This is a genomic window from Aestuariimicrobium ganziense (assembly GCF_015352975.1).
GTDB classification, from domain to species: Bacteria; Actinomycetota; Actinomycetes; order Propionibacteriales; family Propionibacteriaceae; genus Aestuariimicrobium; species Aestuariimicrobium ganziense.
In genome coordinates this window covers 11,055-24,895 of sequence record NZ_JACYIZ010000010.1, presented here as the reverse complement: position 1 = coordinate 24,895, position 13,841 = coordinate 11,055, and the positions used below count along the sequence as shown (strand labels likewise).

Annotated in this window: 15 protein-coding genes; 7 read left to right on the top strand and 8 right to left on the bottom strand. The window is 67.8% G+C overall.

All coding sequences use genetic code 11. The features are described from left to right. Genes trpD through IE660_RS14955 form a run of 3 tightly spaced genes read right to left on the bottom strand, consistent with a single transcriptional unit; the run spans nt 1 to nt 2,575 of the window. Nucleotides 1-1,077 carry an anthranilate phosphoribosyltransferase gene (gene trpD, locus IE660_RS14965; protein WP_203569218.1) on the bottom strand — a complete coding sequence of 359 codons (1,077 nt, stop codon included), beginning with the start codon at nt 1,075-1,077 and terminating at the stop codon, nt 1-3. Continuing rightward, entirely contained in the window at nt 1,074-1,514 is a 441-nt protein-coding gene (locus tag IE660_RS14960) for a DNA-binding transcriptional response regulator (RefSeq protein WP_203569183.1), read from the bottom strand. The genes trpD and IE660_RS14960 overlap by 4 nt, the downstream gene beginning before the upstream one ends. Then, nucleotides 1,511-2,575 carry a cytochrome c oxidase assembly protein gene (locus IE660_RS14955; protein ID WP_235998140.1) on the bottom strand — a complete coding sequence of 355 codons (1,065 nt, stop codon included), beginning with the start codon at nt 2,573-2,575 and terminating at the stop codon, nt 1,511-1,513. The genes IE660_RS14960 and IE660_RS14955 overlap by 4 nt, the downstream gene beginning before the upstream one ends. A gap of 292 nt (nt 2,576-2,867) precedes the next feature. Here IE660_RS14955 and ctaE point away from each other — a divergent pair, with 292 nt between their 5' ends. Genes ctaE through qcrB form a run of 4 tightly spaced genes read left to right on the top strand, consistent with a single transcriptional unit; the run spans nt 2,868 to nt 7,144 of the window. Further along, nucleotides 2,868-3,521: an aa3-type cytochrome oxidase subunit III gene (ctaE, locus tag IE660_RS14950; protein ID WP_456237017.1), complete on the top strand. Its 654-nt coding sequence runs from the start codon at nt 2,868-2,870 to the stop codon at nt 3,519-3,521. A 16-nt stretch (nt 3,522-3,537) separates the two neighbouring features. Further along, the gene (gene qcrC / locus IE660_RS14945; protein WP_203569182.1) at nt 3,538-4,344 is read left to right on the top strand and encodes a cytochrome bc1 complex diheme cytochrome c subunit; all 807 of its coding nucleotides are present in this window, start codon (nt 3,538-3,540) and stop codon (nt 4,342-4,344) included. Then, nucleotides 4,341-5,426 carry a cytochrome bc1 complex Rieske iron-sulfur subunit gene (gene qcrA, locus IE660_RS14940; RefSeq protein WP_203569181.1) on the top strand — a complete coding sequence of 362 codons (1,086 nt, stop codon included), beginning with the start codon at nt 4,341-4,343 and terminating at the stop codon, nt 5,424-5,426. The genes qcrC and qcrA overlap by 4 nt, the downstream gene beginning before the upstream one ends. Continuing rightward, nucleotides 5,426-7,144: a cytochrome bc1 complex cytochrome b subunit gene (gene qcrB, locus IE660_RS14935; protein WP_203569180.1), complete on the top strand. Its 1,719-nt coding sequence runs from the start codon at nt 5,426-5,428 to the stop codon at nt 7,142-7,144. Before qcrA ends, qcrB begins: the two co-directional genes overlap by 1 nt. Nucleotides 7,145-7,232: 88 nt before the next feature. Here the strand turns inward: qcrB and IE660_RS14930 are convergent, their stop codons facing one another. Continuing rightward, entirely contained in the window at nt 7,233-7,844 is a 612-nt protein-coding gene (locus tag IE660_RS14930) for an isochorismatase family protein (protein ID WP_203569179.1), read from the bottom strand. Then, nucleotides 7,841-8,188: an MGMT family protein gene (locus tag IE660_RS16490; protein WP_203569178.1), complete on the bottom strand. Its 348-nt coding sequence runs from the start codon at nt 8,186-8,188 to the stop codon at nt 7,841-7,843. The genes IE660_RS14930 and IE660_RS16490 overlap by 4 nt, the downstream gene beginning before the upstream one ends. A gap of 63 nt (nt 8,189-8,251) precedes the next feature. Here IE660_RS16490 and IE660_RS14920 point away from each other — a divergent pair, with 63 nt between their 5' ends. Genes IE660_RS14920 through IE660_RS14910 form a run of 3 tightly spaced genes read left to right on the top strand, consistent with a single transcriptional unit; the run spans nt 8,252 to nt 10,610 of the window. Then, entirely contained in the window at nt 8,252-8,581 is a 330-nt protein-coding gene (locus IE660_RS14920) for a nucleoside triphosphate pyrophosphohydrolase family protein (RefSeq protein ID WP_203569177.1), read from the top strand. 60 nt (nt 8,582-8,641) lie between these two features. Further along, nucleotides 8,642-10,099, top strand: a complete 1,458-nt coding sequence (locus IE660_RS14915; RefSeq protein WP_203569176.1) for a GuaB1 family IMP dehydrogenase-related protein — start codon at nt 8,642-8,644, stop codon at nt 10,097-10,099. A gap of 4 nt (nt 10,100-10,103) precedes the next feature. After that, nucleotides 10,104-10,610: an NUDIX domain-containing protein gene (locus IE660_RS14910; RefSeq protein WP_203569175.1), complete on the top strand. Its 507-nt coding sequence runs from the start codon at nt 10,104-10,106 to the stop codon at nt 10,608-10,610. Nucleotides 10,611-10,756: 146 nt separating this feature from the next. Here IE660_RS14910 and IE660_RS14905 read toward each other — a convergent pair whose 3' ends face one another. The 3 genes from IE660_RS14905 to ctaC are packed head-to-tail and all read right to left on the bottom strand — an operon-like array spanning nt 10,757 to nt 13,772. After that, complete coding sequence (locus IE660_RS14905) at nt 10,757-11,152, bottom strand: cytochrome c oxidase subunit 4 (RefSeq protein WP_203569213.1); 396 nt, start codon at nt 11,150-11,152, stop codon at nt 10,757-10,759. Between the two features lie 41 nt (nt 11,153-11,193). Next, a complete protein-coding gene (ctaD, locus tag IE660_RS14900) occupies nt 11,194-12,921 on the bottom strand; it encodes an aa3-type cytochrome oxidase subunit I (protein WP_203569174.1) in 1,728 nt (575 codons plus the stop codon). Then, on the bottom strand, nt 12,918-13,772 hold the full coding sequence (ctaC, locus tag IE660_RS14895; protein ID WP_268883544.1) for an aa3-type cytochrome oxidase subunit II: 855 nt from the start codon (nt 13,770-13,772) through the stop codon (nt 12,918-12,920). The genes ctaD and ctaC overlap by 4 nt, the downstream gene beginning before the upstream one ends. Nucleotides 13,773-13,841 lie beyond the last annotated feature (69 nt).

Below are 13,841 nucleotides of genomic sequence, written 5' to 3'. Positions count from 1 at the left end.
TCAGGCGACACCGGCCCGGGAGCGCTCGATCCAGCGCTCCAGCAGGGCATTGCCGGCTCCGGAGTCGACCGCCTCGCCGGCCCGCTGCAGGGTGCCCCGCAGCTGTTCGGTCAGGTCACCGTCGAGGTCAGGCCCGTCATGGGCGAGCAGCGCGGCCGCCGCATTCAGCAGGACGATGTCGCGCACTGGTCCGGTCTGACCGGCGAGCACGTCACGCACCACCTGGGCGTTGTGGGCCGGTGGGCCACCGACCAGGTCTGCCGGTGCGGCCGGGCTGATGCCCAGGTCAGCCGGGTTGATCGTGGTCTGCACCAGCTGTCCACCGTTGAACAGCCACACGTCCGACGTGGTGGTCGTGGTGAGCTCGTCCAGACCGTCAGAGCCGTGGAAGACCAGTCCTCGCGTGCCACGGGCAGCCAGGACGCCGGCCATCTTGGGCGCCATCGTCGGGTTGGCCACACCGACGGCCTGCGCCAGCGGCCTGGCCGGGTTGGCCAGCGGACCGAGGAAGTTGAAGGTGGTCTGCACGCCCAGCTCGCGCCGCGCTGCAGCTGAGTGCCGCAGCGACTGGTGGTAGAGCGCGGCGAACAGGAAGGTGATGCCGACGTCGGCGAGCACCCCCGCCTGTGCCGAGGCGGGCACCTCGAGCGCCACACCCAGCTCCTCGAGGCAGTCCGCGGTGCCACACATCGAACTGGCCGCACGGTTGCCGTGCTTGACCACCTTGGCGCCGGCGGCGGCGGCCACGATGGCGGCCATCGTCGAGATGTTCACCGTGTTGGCGCGATCGCCACCGCTGCCCACGACATCGACGGCGTCACGGTCGAGCTCGATCTCAGCGGCGTGGGCGAGCATGCCCTCGCTGAGCCCGGTGATCTCGTCGACAGTCTCGCCCTTGGCCCGCAGTGCCACGGCGAAGCCCGCGATCTGCACCGGCGTGGCGCTGCCGCTCAGGATCTGGTCCATCGCCCACTGCGCCGTCGAGGAGTCCATGTCCTCGCGCTGCAGCAGGCCGGTCAGCACCTGCGGCCAGGTGAGCGACGGCTGCGCGGCCTCGGTCTGCTGCTCGGCGCTCACTGGGTGATCGGTTCGGCGTAGGCGCCGGTGGTCTCGCCCGAGCGGGCCCGACGCACCATCTGCGCCAACTGGCCGGGAAGCTGCACCGGGTCGACCGGGTGGGCGCTGATCGCGTCGGCCTTCGACCAGGTGGCCAGCCATGCGTCAGCGACCCGGGCCACCAGCAGCAGCACCGGCGGGCAGTTCGGGATCTCGTCCTTGATCTGGTAGGCCAGCCCCATGCCGCCCTCGGGGGTGGCTTCACCGTCGAAGATCAGGGCGTCGTAGCGACCCTGGTCGAGCGCGCGGATGGCCGCTGGTCCGGTCGCGACCTCGAACACCTCGACCTCGCTCAGGTCTGCGGCGATCCGGCGCCCCAGGGCCAGCTTGACCTCCTGGCGCACGGTGCGGTCATCGGAGTAGACCAGAACCCTGAGCGGTTCGGTGCTGTTGCTCATCGCTCGTCCTCACGACTGGTGGTGGCCTGACCAGCGCGGTCAGGGTCGTCATCGGCATCGTATCCGGTGCTGACGAGTTGGGCAGCCGTGTGAGCGGGCGTGGTGGTCGACGTCGCGGTGGTGGACGACGCGGCGCGGCGGGCGGCCAGCGCCTCTTCGCGGTCGAGGGCCCGGTCGACCCGTCTGGCCTCCCGTTGCGAGTCGCGCACCCACTGCACGGCCAGCGCGCTCATCACCGAGAACATGGTCAAGTCACCGGTGGCCCACAGGATCCCGCCGGCCCAGGACTGGTCGCGTTCGGGGCTGATCCCCCAGGTGCGCTCGAAGCCCAGGTACCACTCCTCGGCGACCAACTTCTTGGCGCCCATGATGATCACGCCCATGAAGGCGTGGAACGGCATGGTCAGGAACACCAGCAGCAGCCGGATCGGGTGCGGCAGCTTCACCGGCACCGGGTCGACGCCCAGGATCGGGATGAAGAAGGCCACGCCGATGTAGACCATCCAGGCGTGCATGATGTCGTGGGCCAGGTCGTTGCGCAGGGTGTACTCGTACAACCCGGTCGGGTAGAGCGCGAACGGGTAGACCACCATCGCCAGCGTGGTCAACGGCGGGAAGGTCAGCACCTTGGCCACCCACGAGTGCAGAACGGCCAGCAGCCAGCGGTGTGGACGAGGCGGCAGGGTGCGCAGCAGCAGGGTGACCGGGGCCGCTTGGGCGATGTTCACCCCCGCCAGCATGGTCAGGATCATGTGCTGCACCATGTGCACCCAGAACAGCACGTTGTCGTAGATGGCCACGAAGCTGAACGAGGCGATCGACAACCAGCCCATGCCGAAGATCCAGGCAATGGTGCGCAGCACCGGCCAGCGGTCACCACGCCGGTGCAGCCGCCACACCCCGTAGAGGTAGGCCAGCCCGATCACCACGATCGGCACGCCTGCACCCCACGACCACTCCCAGCCGGTCACGTAGCGCCAGCCGACCAGCGGGACGATGTCGTCGCCGGGCTTGGCGTGCAACGGGAGCATCACCGACAGGGCCGACCACGACAACGACATGCCAGCCATTGTGGCAGCGTGCGACAGGCCGCCGGTCCACTGGTCGGGCTCACACCCGACCGGGCGGGCACGACACGCCCGCCCGCGCCTGGGACGGGCCCTCTCACGGAGTCGTCCGCGCTCGTGGGCGCGGGCGAGAAGCGCTGTGATCGAGGTCACATCGGGGTGGGTTCCATCCGCATTCCGGGAAGGGTGGGTCGCAGAGGTGACCCCGTCGCGCTTTTGCGGCAATAATGAGCCCGTGGCTACTACTCCGCGGACGTCCAGTGCTCTCCCAGTGCCCCATGGCGCCGTGCATCCGATCGCCCCGGCGCGGATGCACAAGCCGACGGGACGTCCGGAGCTGGTGCCGTTGGGTACGTGGATCTGGCTGGCCAGCGACCTGATGTTCTTCGCCGCACTGTTCGCGGCGTACTTCATGATCCGTCAGTTCACCAACGACCTCGCAGCCACCCCCTCGGAATCCCTGTGGGCGCAGATGACGACCCACCTGAACTTCCCGTTCGCGCTGGCGAACACCACGATCCTGGTGCTCTCGTCGATCACCTGCCAGATCGGCGTCCACAACGCCGAACACGGCAAGGTCAAGCGCAGCGGAAGCCTGTTCAACATCGCCCAGTGGGGCATGCGCGAGTGGTACATCCTGACCTTCCTGATGGGCTCGGTCTTCATCGCCGGCCAGGTCACCGAGTACGCCGAGCTGATCCACGAGGGCTGGACGATCTCGTCCAACGTCTACTTCTCGGCGTTCTTCCTCGCCACCGGCTTCCACGGCATCCACGTGCTGGCAGGGTTGTTCGCCTTCCTGTTCACCCTGGCCCGCACCTACATGACGCGAACCTTCACCCGAGAACAGACGGTGACGGCGATGGCGGTGTCGTACTACTGGCACTTCGTCGACCTGATCTGGATCATCCTGTTCTCGGTGATCTACCTGCTCCGCTGACCCGAAAGAAGAGACCATGCGTTTCCTGACCAGAAGGCGGCGAAGCAAGGCCGCGAAGCCACTGGCCATCCTCATGGCGCTGTTCGCGATGGGTCTGCTGTACTCGGTGGCCTCACCCGCGACCCAGTCGTCGGCCGAGACCGCCAGCCCCGAGCAGATCGCCCGCGGCAAGGCCATCTTCGAGCAGACCTGCTCGTCGTGCCACGGCCTCAACGGCGAGGGCACCAGCGAGGGACCCACCCTGATCGGCGTCGGCTCGATGGCCGTCGACTTCCAGATGGGCACCGGCCGCATGCCGATGGCTCGTCCCGAGGCCCAGGCGCCCGCGAAGCCGACCGACTACTCCGCTGAAGAGATCGCCGCCGTGGCCGCCTACGTGCAGGCCGAGTTCGGTGGTGGCCCCCAGGTGCCGACCTCAGACCAGTACAGCGCCGACGGCATGACCTCTGAGAAGCTGGCCCGTGGTGGCGAGCTGTTCAAGACCAACTGCTCGGCCTGCCACAACATCGAGGGCACCGGTGGCGCCCTGCCCAACGGCAAGTACGCGCCGTCGCTGGAGAAGACCTCCGACAAGCACATCTACGAGGCCATGCGGACCGGTCCGCAGCAGATGCCGGTGTTCGCCAAGGGCACCCTGACCGATGAGGACACCCGCGAGATCATCGGGTACCTGCAGACCCTGCACGCCCAGCCCGAGCAAGGCGGCCTCCACCTCGGTGGCCTCGGCCCGGTCGGCGAGGGCTTCTGGGCCTGGGTGCTCGGCGTCGGCGGTCTGTCGCTGGTGGCCGTCTGGCTCGCGAAGAAGGGTGCACGCGCACGATGAACACCGACCACTGCCCCGCACGCCACGCCGCGCACGACGTGGCAGTCGTCGACGACACCCGTCCGGTCGCCGACCCCGGTCTCGAGGAGCACGTCGAGCGCTGGACCGACGTGAACCCCAGCGCGGGCAACCGCGCCTACCGCCAGGTGCTGGGCATGCTCGCGCTGGTGCCACTGCTGTCGATCATCTTCGTGGTGATCTACTTCGCCGTCCCGCGCGACATGGAGGTCCGCTTCCTGGGCTGGCACTCCAACGCCATGCACGTCGGCCTCGGCCTGACCGCCGGCCTGGCCATCCTGCTGATCGGCCTGGCCTGCATCCACTGGGCCAAGCAGTTGATGAGCGACGTCGAGATGGTCGAGGAGCGCCACGACGCCAACTCCTCGCCCGAGGAGCGCAAGGAGTTCCTGGCGGCCTTCCAGGCCGGTGCCGACGACTCGGCGCTGGGACGACGCAAGCTGATCGGTGGCGCTCTCGGCGGCGCGCTGGGCATCATCGCGATCCCGGCCGTCGTCACGCTGGCCGACATGGGACCGCACCCCGGTCCCGGCACCCGTCGGGCGACCATCGAGAAGACCATCTGGGCCGAGGGTGTCCACCTGGTCAACGACGTCACCTACGCCCGGCTCAAGGCCTCCGACCTCGAGGTCGGTAGCCTGGTCAACGCCGAGCCCGAGACCCTCAAGGAACTCGAGGGCGCCCACCTGCACATCGAGAAGGCCAAGGCGGCGATCGTCATCGTCCGCATGGAGCCCGACTCGATCAAGATTCCCGACTCCCGCCGCGACTGGCAGGTCGGCGGCATCCTGGCCTACTCCAAGATCTGCACCCACGTGGGTTGCCCGATCAGCCTGTGGGAACGCCAGACCCACCACCTGCTGTGCCCCTGCCACCAGTCGACCTTCGACCTGGCCGACTCGGGCGTGGTGGTCTTCGGCCCCGCCGCCCGGGCACTGCCGCAGCTGCCGATCGCGGTCGACGCCGACGGATACCTGGTCGCCAAGAGCGACTTCACCGTCCCGGTCGGCCCCAGCTACTTCGAGCGCGATTCCCGCGACGACTTCAAGAAGGGTGACAACTGATGGCAAGGCCCGCAGAAGTCGCCAAGACCTCACCTGCGCTCGAGACCAGCACCCCTGAGAAGCCCGCACCGCTGGGTGGCATGGGTGGTCCGCTCGGGTGGGCCGACGACCGGCTCGGCATCGCCGCGCTCGGCAAGAAGAACCTGCGCAAGGTCTTCCCCGACCACTGGTCGTTCCTGCTCGGCGAGATCGCGCTCTACTCGTTCATCGTCCTGCTGCTCACCGGCATCTTCCTGACCATCTGGTTCCGTCCGTCGATGGCCGAGGTCGAGTACGCCGGCTCGTACCAGCTGCTCAAGGGCGTCCACATGTCCGAGGCGATGGCCTCGACGCTCGACATCTCCTTCGACGTGCGCGGCGGACTGCTGGTGCGCCAGATCCACCACTGGGCGGCCCTGCTGTTCGTGGCGGCTGCCATGGCCCACCTGCTGCGCGTGTTCTTCACCGGCGCCTTCCGCAAGCCGCGTGAGATCAACTGGCTGATCGGTGTCGGCCTGCTGAGCCTGGCCACCATCGCCGGCTTCACCGGCTACTCGCTGCCCGACGACCTGCTCTCGGGCACCGGTCTTCGGTTCGTCGACGGCCTGATCCGCTCGATCCCGCTGATCGGCACCTGGGCGGAGTTCTTCGTCTTCGGTGGCGAGTTCCCCGGGCACGTGGTGATCTCGCGGCTCTACATGGCCCACATCCTGCTGATCCCGGGCATTCTGCTCGGTCTGATCAGTGCCCACCTGGCGCTGATCGTCTACCACAAGCACACCCAGTACCCCGGCCCTGGCCGCACCGAGAAGAACGTGGTCGGCTACCCGCTGTTCCCGGTCTACATGGCCAAGGCCGGCGGCTTCTTCTTCGTCGTCTTCGGCGTGCTGGTGCTGATGGGTGGCCTGATGCAGATCAACCCGATCTGGAAGTACGGCCCCTACAACCCCGCTCAGGTGACCGCAGGCTCGCAGCCCGACTGGTACATGGGTTGGGTCGAGGGCGCGGTGCGCATCATGCCCGGTTGGGAGTCGCACATCGGCTCGACCACCTGGTCGTGGAACGTGTTCCTGCCGGCCGTGGCGCTGATGGGCCTGTTCTTCACCCTGCTCGGGGTGTGGCCGTTCGTCGAGGCGTGGATCACTGGCGACAAGCGCGAGCACCACATCCTGGATCGTCCCCGCAACGCCGCCACCCGCACCGCGCTCGGTGTGGCCGGCATGACCTGCTACGCGATGTTCTGGATCTCAGGTGGCAACGACATCCTCGCCACGATGTTCCACGTCAGCCTCAACGCCGTCACCTACTTCATGCGGGTCGCGGTGTTCGTGGCCCCGGTGATCGCCTTCATCATCACCAAGCGGATCTGCCTGTCGCTGCAGCGGGCCGACGCCGAGAAGGTGCTGCACGGCAGCGAGTCGGGCATCATCGTCCGCTCGCCCGAGGGTGGCTACTCCGAGGCGCACGTGCCGATCACTGCGGACGAGGCGTTCTCGCTCACCCAGCACGAGCGTGCCGAGATCGCGGTGCCGACCCCCAACCTGGACGACCGTGGCGTCAAGACCAAGGGCAAGCGGGTCTCCGGCCTGCGGGCCCGGTTGGCGCAGTGGTTCCTCGGGGACGAGATCGCTCCCCCCACCAGGGCCGAGATCGAGGCGGCGCGCCACCGCACGCCCACCTCACCCGACCTGCCTGAGGTCGAGGCCGACGAGCAGCGAGAGTTGGCCGACCGCCACTGAGAGACATCGACACCAGAGCGTCGAAGGCGGGGAGTTCCGAGAGGGAACTCCCCGCCTTCGTCGTTGTCGAGACGTGGTCTGCGTCGGCTCAGCTCTCGGTCAGCGGCTCACCCTCGATGGCGCAACCCGCAGCCGACATCTCACGCAGGGCCGCAGCGGTCGACTCCGGGGCAACACCAGCGGTCATCTGGGCGAGCACAGTGACGCGCAGGCCCTCAGCACGGGCGTCCAGCGCCGAGGCCCGCACGCAGTGGTCGGTGGCGATGCCGACGATGTCGAGTGAGCTGATCTGCTCGTCGTGCAGCAGTTCGGCCAGGCTTCGTCCGTCGTCGGTGGTGCCCTCGAAGGCAGAGTACGAGGGGCGTCCCTGCCCCTTGCGCACCTCGACCCGGATCGCGAGGGTGCTCAACTCGGGGTGGAACTGCGCGCCCTCGGTGCCGGCGACACAGTGCACCGGCCAGGTGTCGACGTAGTCGGGCTCACCGTCGAAGGCGAAGTGGCCACCGTTGTCGTTGTCGCCGTCGTGCCAGTCCCTCGAGGCAACCACGAGTTCGTAGTGTCCGGTCGTCCTGTCCAGGTGCTCAGAGATGGCGCGGGCCACCGCGGTGCCACCGGAGACGGCCAGTGCGCCTCCCTCGGTGAAGTCGTTCTGGACGTCGACGACCAGCAGTCCTCGACCTGATCCTTGTGCTGGGCTCATGGCTCCATCGTGACACGGGCCAGCTGTTGCTCGTACCGGGTGGCGAGCACGACCAGGTTGGTGCGGTACTCGCTGATCCGGCAGCCCAGCCCATTGGGCTTCACCGCGATCTGCTCGTCGTGCCAGTACGGGAGCGCCCGATCGATCAGCGGATGGTCGCCCGAGTGCGACAGCACGCGCCACCACGCCACCTCATGGCCGTGGTCGCGCATGATCGCCCCGACCCGCCTGGGCGACGTGCCGCACAGCTCGGCCAGGTCGCCGTAGCTGACCACCTGGCCGGCCGGCACCAGCTCGACGGCGAGCAGCACCCGCTCGACCAGGTCGCTCGGCGTCGAAGGCATACCGCCCATCCTGCCGCAGGCCGCTCGTCCGCGCGGTGCCCCGGGTCGCCCTAGGGTGGGGCCGTGGACTTCGACGAGTACCAGCGTCTGGCGCTGCGCACGGCCTCACCCCGCACCGCCCCCCACGAACTGCTGCACTTGGTGCTCGGGCTGGTCGGTGAGACCGGCGAGGTCGCCGAGAAGTTCAAGAAGTGGGTGCGCGACGACGCCTCGGACGAGTCGCGCATCGACCGTGCCGACCTGACCAAGGAACTCGGCGACGTGCTCTGGTACGCCGCCGTGCTCGCCGACTACCTCGACATCTCCTTCGACGAGATCGCCCGGCTGAACATTGACAAGCTGGCCTCCAGGGCCGAGCGTGGCGTGCTCGGCGGGTCGGGCGACCACCGCTGAACCAGTACCCCTGCCTCGTTCCGTTCCGCGCTTCTCGTCCGGCATGGGAGAATCGAGCCCGTGCGTTTCCTCAATGAACAGCCCCGCCACGACCTCACCTACAGCGACGTCTTCATGACGCCCGTGCGCTCGAGTGTCGGCTCACGGCTCAACGTCGACCTGACCAGCACCGACGGGCTGGCCACTCCCCTGCCGCTGGTGGTGGCCAACATGACCGCCATCTCAGGTCGCCGGATGGCCGAGACCATCGCCCGCCGCGGTGGCATCGCCGTGCTGCCCCAGGACATTCCCACCGACATGATCGCCAAGTCGATCGGACGGGTGAAGCGGGCCCACACCGTGTTCGACACCCCGATCCGGGTCGACCGCACCACCACGGTCGGTGAGGCCACCACACTGCTGGTCAAGCGTGCCCACGGCGTCGTCGTGGTGGTCGAGGACGACCGCCCGGTCGGCATCGTGTCGGCCTCGGAGGCCGACGGCGTCGACAGGTTCGCCCAGGTGCAGGAGGTGATGACCACCGACCTCACGCTGGTCTCACCCGACGCCACTCCCGAGGAGGTCTTCAACACCCTCAGCGCCCAGCACCAGAAGGTGGCGCTGGCGGTCGATGGCGATGGGCGCCTGGTCGGGCTGATCACGCCGAAGGGCGCGCTGCGAGCCACCCTGTACACCCCGGCCCTCGATGCTGATGGACGCCTGCGCGTGGCCACCGCGGTCGGTATCAACGGCGACGTGGCCGGACGCGCGAAGGCCCTGCTCGAGGCGGGCGCCGACGTGCTGGTGATGGACACCGCCCACGGCCACCAGGAGAAGATGATCGAGGCTCTCCGCCTCGTCCGTGACGTTCGCGACGAGTTCGAGGCGTCAACTGGTCGACGTACGCCGATGGTGGCCGGCAACGTGGTCACCGCAGCCGGCACGCAGGACCTGATCGAGGCCGGCGCCGACGTGGTCAAGGTGGGTGTGGGACCGGGCGCCATGTGCACCACCCGGATGCAGACCGGGGTGGGTCGTCCGCAGTTCTCGGCGGTGCTGGAGTGCGCCGCGGCCGCGGCCGAGGAGGGCAAGGCGATCTGGGCCGACGGCGGTGTGCGGCACCCGCGCGACGTGGCCCTGGCGCTGGCCGCGGGTTCGGGCTCGGTGATGATCGGCTCGTGGTTCGCCGGCACGCACGAGTCCACCGGCGACATGCTCGTCGACCACCAGGGGCGCCAGTACAAGGAGTCGTTCGGCATGGCCTCGGCCCGCGCCGTGCGGCACCGGACGATGCGCCAGAGCGCCTTCGAACGGGCCCGCGCGGGACTGTTCGAGGAGGGCATCTCGTCCTCGCGGATGTATCTCGACCCGGCCCGTCCCGGCGTGGAGGACCTGGTCGACTGGATCACCTCGGGCGTGCGGTCGGCCTGCACCTATGCCGGCGCCAGCAACCTCGCCGAGTTCTACGAGAAGGCCGTCGTCGGGGTGCAGTCGAGCTCGGGCTACGACGAGGGACGACCGCTGCACGCGAGCTGGTGACCCGGTGATCCCCGCCTACCACGCCGCCCTGCGCGCCAAGATCGGCAACGACCTCATCTGGGCGCCGGGTGCGGCGGTGCTGGTGCTGCGCGAGGGTGCCGACGGGCGTCAGGAGCTGCTGGTGCAGCAACGCAGCGACACCGGGGCCTGGAACCCGATCTGCGGATCGGTCGACCCCGGCGAGGATCCCGACGTCTGCGCTGTGCGCGAGGCGATCGAGGAGACCGGTGTCGCCATCGAGGTGACCGCCCTGCTCTCGGTGAGGGCCCTGCCAGTCAACGTGCTGCCCAATGGGCACGTGTGCCAGTACCTCGACCACACCTTCCTGGGACGACCGGTGGCCGGCGGTGCCGAGGCCCACGTCGCCGACGACGAGTCGCTGCAGGTGCACTGGGTGCCGGTCGACGAACTGCCCCCGATGGAGGCACGCTTCACCGACACCTTGGCCCGGGTCTTGTCCGGCGACCTGAGCACCCGCTTCGGAATGGACGACCGGCTGCTGCCCAGCTGAACGCCAGCAACCCTGTCCCGCGACCGTCCGAACACGGTTTCGGCGATTGCCGCGACTACCCGGCAATTGCCGAAACTGAGTCCACGTGCAGGCGGCGGGCAACGCAAAGGGCGCGCCCCGTGATGGAGGGCGCCCTTCAGCGATGCTCAGTGGGCGTAGTCGCCGCGGTAGTACTCGAACACCAAGCCCGACAGGGCCCAGACGCCCAGACCGAAGCCGATGGCGCTGATCCACCAGCCGAACACGATGCCCACGAACAGCAAGGTGATGCACAGGCTCAGCCAGAACGGCCAGATGCTCTTGGGCGGGAAGAAGCCCAGCTCACCGGCCGCCTCGTGGATCTCGGCGTCGTGGTCGTCCTCAGGACGCTTGCCGACCTCCTTGCCGACCAGCAACAGGTAGACGAACACCATGCTCGAGAGCAGCGTCGACAGCAACAGCGCCACGGTGCCGACGACCTCGTAGGTCATGAACCAGTAGACGGCGGTGACGACCAGGAAAAACGCGGCCAGGAAGATGAAGATCCAGGCCTCGGCGCGCAGGGCGGGGCCGCTGCGCTTGACCGGGGTGCCGATCGGTTCGGTCATGCCTTGGCTCCTTCATGGGCCTCGTCGCCCTCGATGCTCTGGGCGATCGCAGGGGCGGGATGGTCGTCACGAACCTCTTCGGCAAGCTCGGGGAACTTGAGGTCGAAGGCCGGGTAGGGCGAACGGATGCGGGGCAGCTTGGTGAAGTTGTGCCGCGGCGGCGGGCACGAGGTGGCCCACTCCAGCGAACGTCCCCAACCCCACGGATCGTCCACCTCGACCTTGGGGTTCTTGCGCGAGATGTAGACGTTCCAGATGAACGGCAGGAAGCTCACACCCAGCAGGAATGCCCCGAAGGTCGAGATCTGGTTGAGCAGGGTGAAGCCCTCCCAGTCGCCGTAGTCGGCGATCCGTCGCTGCATGCCTTCGACACCCAGCCAGTGCTGCACCAGGAAGGTGGTGTGGAAGCCCACGAACAGCAGCCAGAAGTGGATCTTGCCCCAGGTCTCGTCGAGCCTGCGTCCGGTGAACTTGGGCCACCAGAAGTAGAAGCCCGCGAACATCGCGAACACCACCGTGCCGAAGAGCACGTAGTGGAAGTGCGCCACCACGAAGTAGGTGTCGGAGACGTTGAAGTCCATCGGCGGCGAGGCCAGGATGATGCCGGTCAGGCCACCGAACAGGAACGTGGTCAGGAAGCCCAGCGCCCACAGCATGGGGGTCTCGAAGCTGATCGAGCCTCCCCACATCGTGCCGATCCAGTTGAAGAACTTCACACCCGTGGGCACCGCGATCATGAAGGTCATGAACGAGAAGAAGGGCAGCGAGACCGCGCCGGTGACGAACATGTGGTGGGCCCACACCGCCATCGACAGGGCGCCGATCGCCAAGGTGGCGAAGACCAGGCCGACGTAGCCGAAGACCGGCTTGCGGCTGAACACCGGCAGCACCTCGGTGATGATGCCGAAGAACGGCAACGCGATGATGTAGACCTCGGGGTGGCCGAAGAACCAGAACAGGTGCTGCCACAGGATCGCGCCACCGTTGGCGGGGTCGAGGATGTGCGAACCGAGCACGCGGTCAGACAGCAGGACGAGCAGACCGGCGGCGAGCACCGGGAACACCAGCAGCACCATGATCGAGGTGACCAGGATGTTCCAGGTGAAGATCGGCATGCGGAACATGGTCATGCCGGGGGGACGCATGGTCATGATCGTGGTGGTGAAGTTCACCGCGCCCAGGATCGTGCCCCAGCCCATGATGTACAGGCCGGCCACCCACATGTCGCCACCGACACCGGGTGAGTGGATCGCGTCCGACAACGGCACGTAGGCGAACCACCCGAAGCTGGCGGCGCCGCCGGGGGTCAGGAAGCCGGCGCAGGCCAGCAGCGAGCCCATCAGGTACAGCCAGTAGGCGAACATGTTGAGCCGCGGGAAGGCGACGTCAGGCGCACCCAGCTGCAGCGGCATGATCCAGTTGGCGAACCCTGCGAACAGCGGGGTGGCGAACATCAGCAGCATGATCGTGCCGTGCATCGTGAACAGCTGGTTGAACTGCTCCTGGTGCATGAACTGCATGCCCGGCGCGGCCAGCTCGAGCCGGATGCCCAGCGCCAACAGGCCACCGAAGGCGAAGAACGCCAGGGACGTGATGAAGTACAGCGTGCCGATCTTCTTGTGATCGGTCGTGGTCATGTAGTCCCAGACCAGCGCACCCAGGCGCCGCGACTTCACGGGAGCGTCGGTGGCGGCAACGGACGTGGTGCGTGCGAGGGTGCTCATTCGCCCTCCTCCTTGGTGGCCGAGGCGGTCGGGGTCGAGGGCAGGTGGGTGGCAGCCGCCGGGGGCAGGATCTCACCGGTCTTGCCCTCGCTGGCCAGCTTCTTGAGGTGGGCGTTGTAGTCGTCGACCGAGACCACCTTCACCTTGAACAGCATGTTGGCGTGGTAGGTGCCGCACAGCTCAGCACACTTGCCGTCGTAGTCGCCGATCTTGCTGGGCGTGACGTCGAAGGAGTTCGGGTGGCCCGGGATGACGTCGAGCTTGAAGTAGAACGCCGGGATCCAGAACGAATGGATGACGTCGGCGGAGGCGAGGTTGAACCGCACGGTCTCACCGACCGGCAGCACCAGGGTGGGCAGGTCTGACATGGTGCCGACGGTGTGCACGGTGGCGCCCACGTCGGGGTTGTCCTGCTCCATGTAGTTGAAGGTCCACGACCACTTCTGCGCCACCACGTTGATGGTGTGCGGCGGGGCGTCCTCCTTGGCGAGCACCGTGTTCTGGGCCCGGATGGTGAAGAAGAACAGCACACCGATGATCAGGAACGGCACCAGGGTGTAGAGGATCTCCATCGGCAGGTGGTACTTGGTCTGCCGGGGCACCTCGTTGCCGGGACGCCGGCGGTACCTGATGATCGCGTAGAAGATCAGGCCCCAGACCAGCACGCCGATGACCAAGGACGCGATCCACGCGCCCACCCACAGGTTGCCCATCGCGGGGGCCTGGTCACTGGCCGGCTCGAGCAGGCCGAAACGACGCCACTGGGCGGCCGTCTCGCTGCTGCAGCTCGTCAGCGCAGCCATGGCGACCACGCCCGCCACGGCCCTTCCCAGATGCCTACGCACACGCATTCCACTCACCCCCGCAGAGTAACGCATTTGGCGCCCCCAGTCGCGTCACCGATCAGGGGCAGGAGTACC

Bases quoted from the DNA above. Each gene is read 5' to 3' on its own strand.
- IE660_RS14960 (WP_203569183.1), bottom strand. From the start codon at position 1,514: ATGAGCAACAGCACCGAACCGCTCAGGGTTCTGGTCTACTCCGATGAC.
- IE660_RS14955 (WP_235998140.1), bottom strand. From the start codon at position 2,575: ATGTCGTTGTCGTGGTCGGCCCTGTCGGTGATGCTCCCGTTGCACGCC.
- qcrC (WP_203569182.1), top strand. From the start codon at position 3,538: ATGCGTTTCCTGACCAGAAGGCGGCGAAGCAAGGCCGCGAAGCCACTG.
- qcrA (WP_203569181.1), top strand. From the start codon at position 4,341: ATGAACACCGACCACTGCCCCGCACGCCACGCCGCGCACGACGTGGCA.
- qcrB (WP_203569180.1), top strand. From the start codon at position 5,426: ATGGCAAGGCCCGCAGAAGTCGCCAAGACCTCACCTGCGCTCGAGACC.
- IE660_RS14930 (WP_203569179.1), bottom strand. From the start codon at position 7,844: ATGAGCCCAGCACAAGGATCAGGTCGAGGACTGCTGGTCGTCGACGTC.
- IE660_RS16490 (WP_203569178.1), bottom strand. From the start codon at position 8,188: ATGCCTTCGACGCCGAGCGACCTGGTCGAGCGGGTGCTGCTCGCCGTC.
- ctaD (WP_203569174.1), bottom strand. From the start codon at position 12,921: ATGAGCACCCTCGCACGCACCACGTCCGTTGCCGCCACCGACGCTCCC.
- ctaC (WP_268883544.1), bottom strand. From the start codon at position 13,772: ATGCGTGTGCGTAGGCATCTGGGAAGGGCCGTGGCGGGCGTGGTCGCC.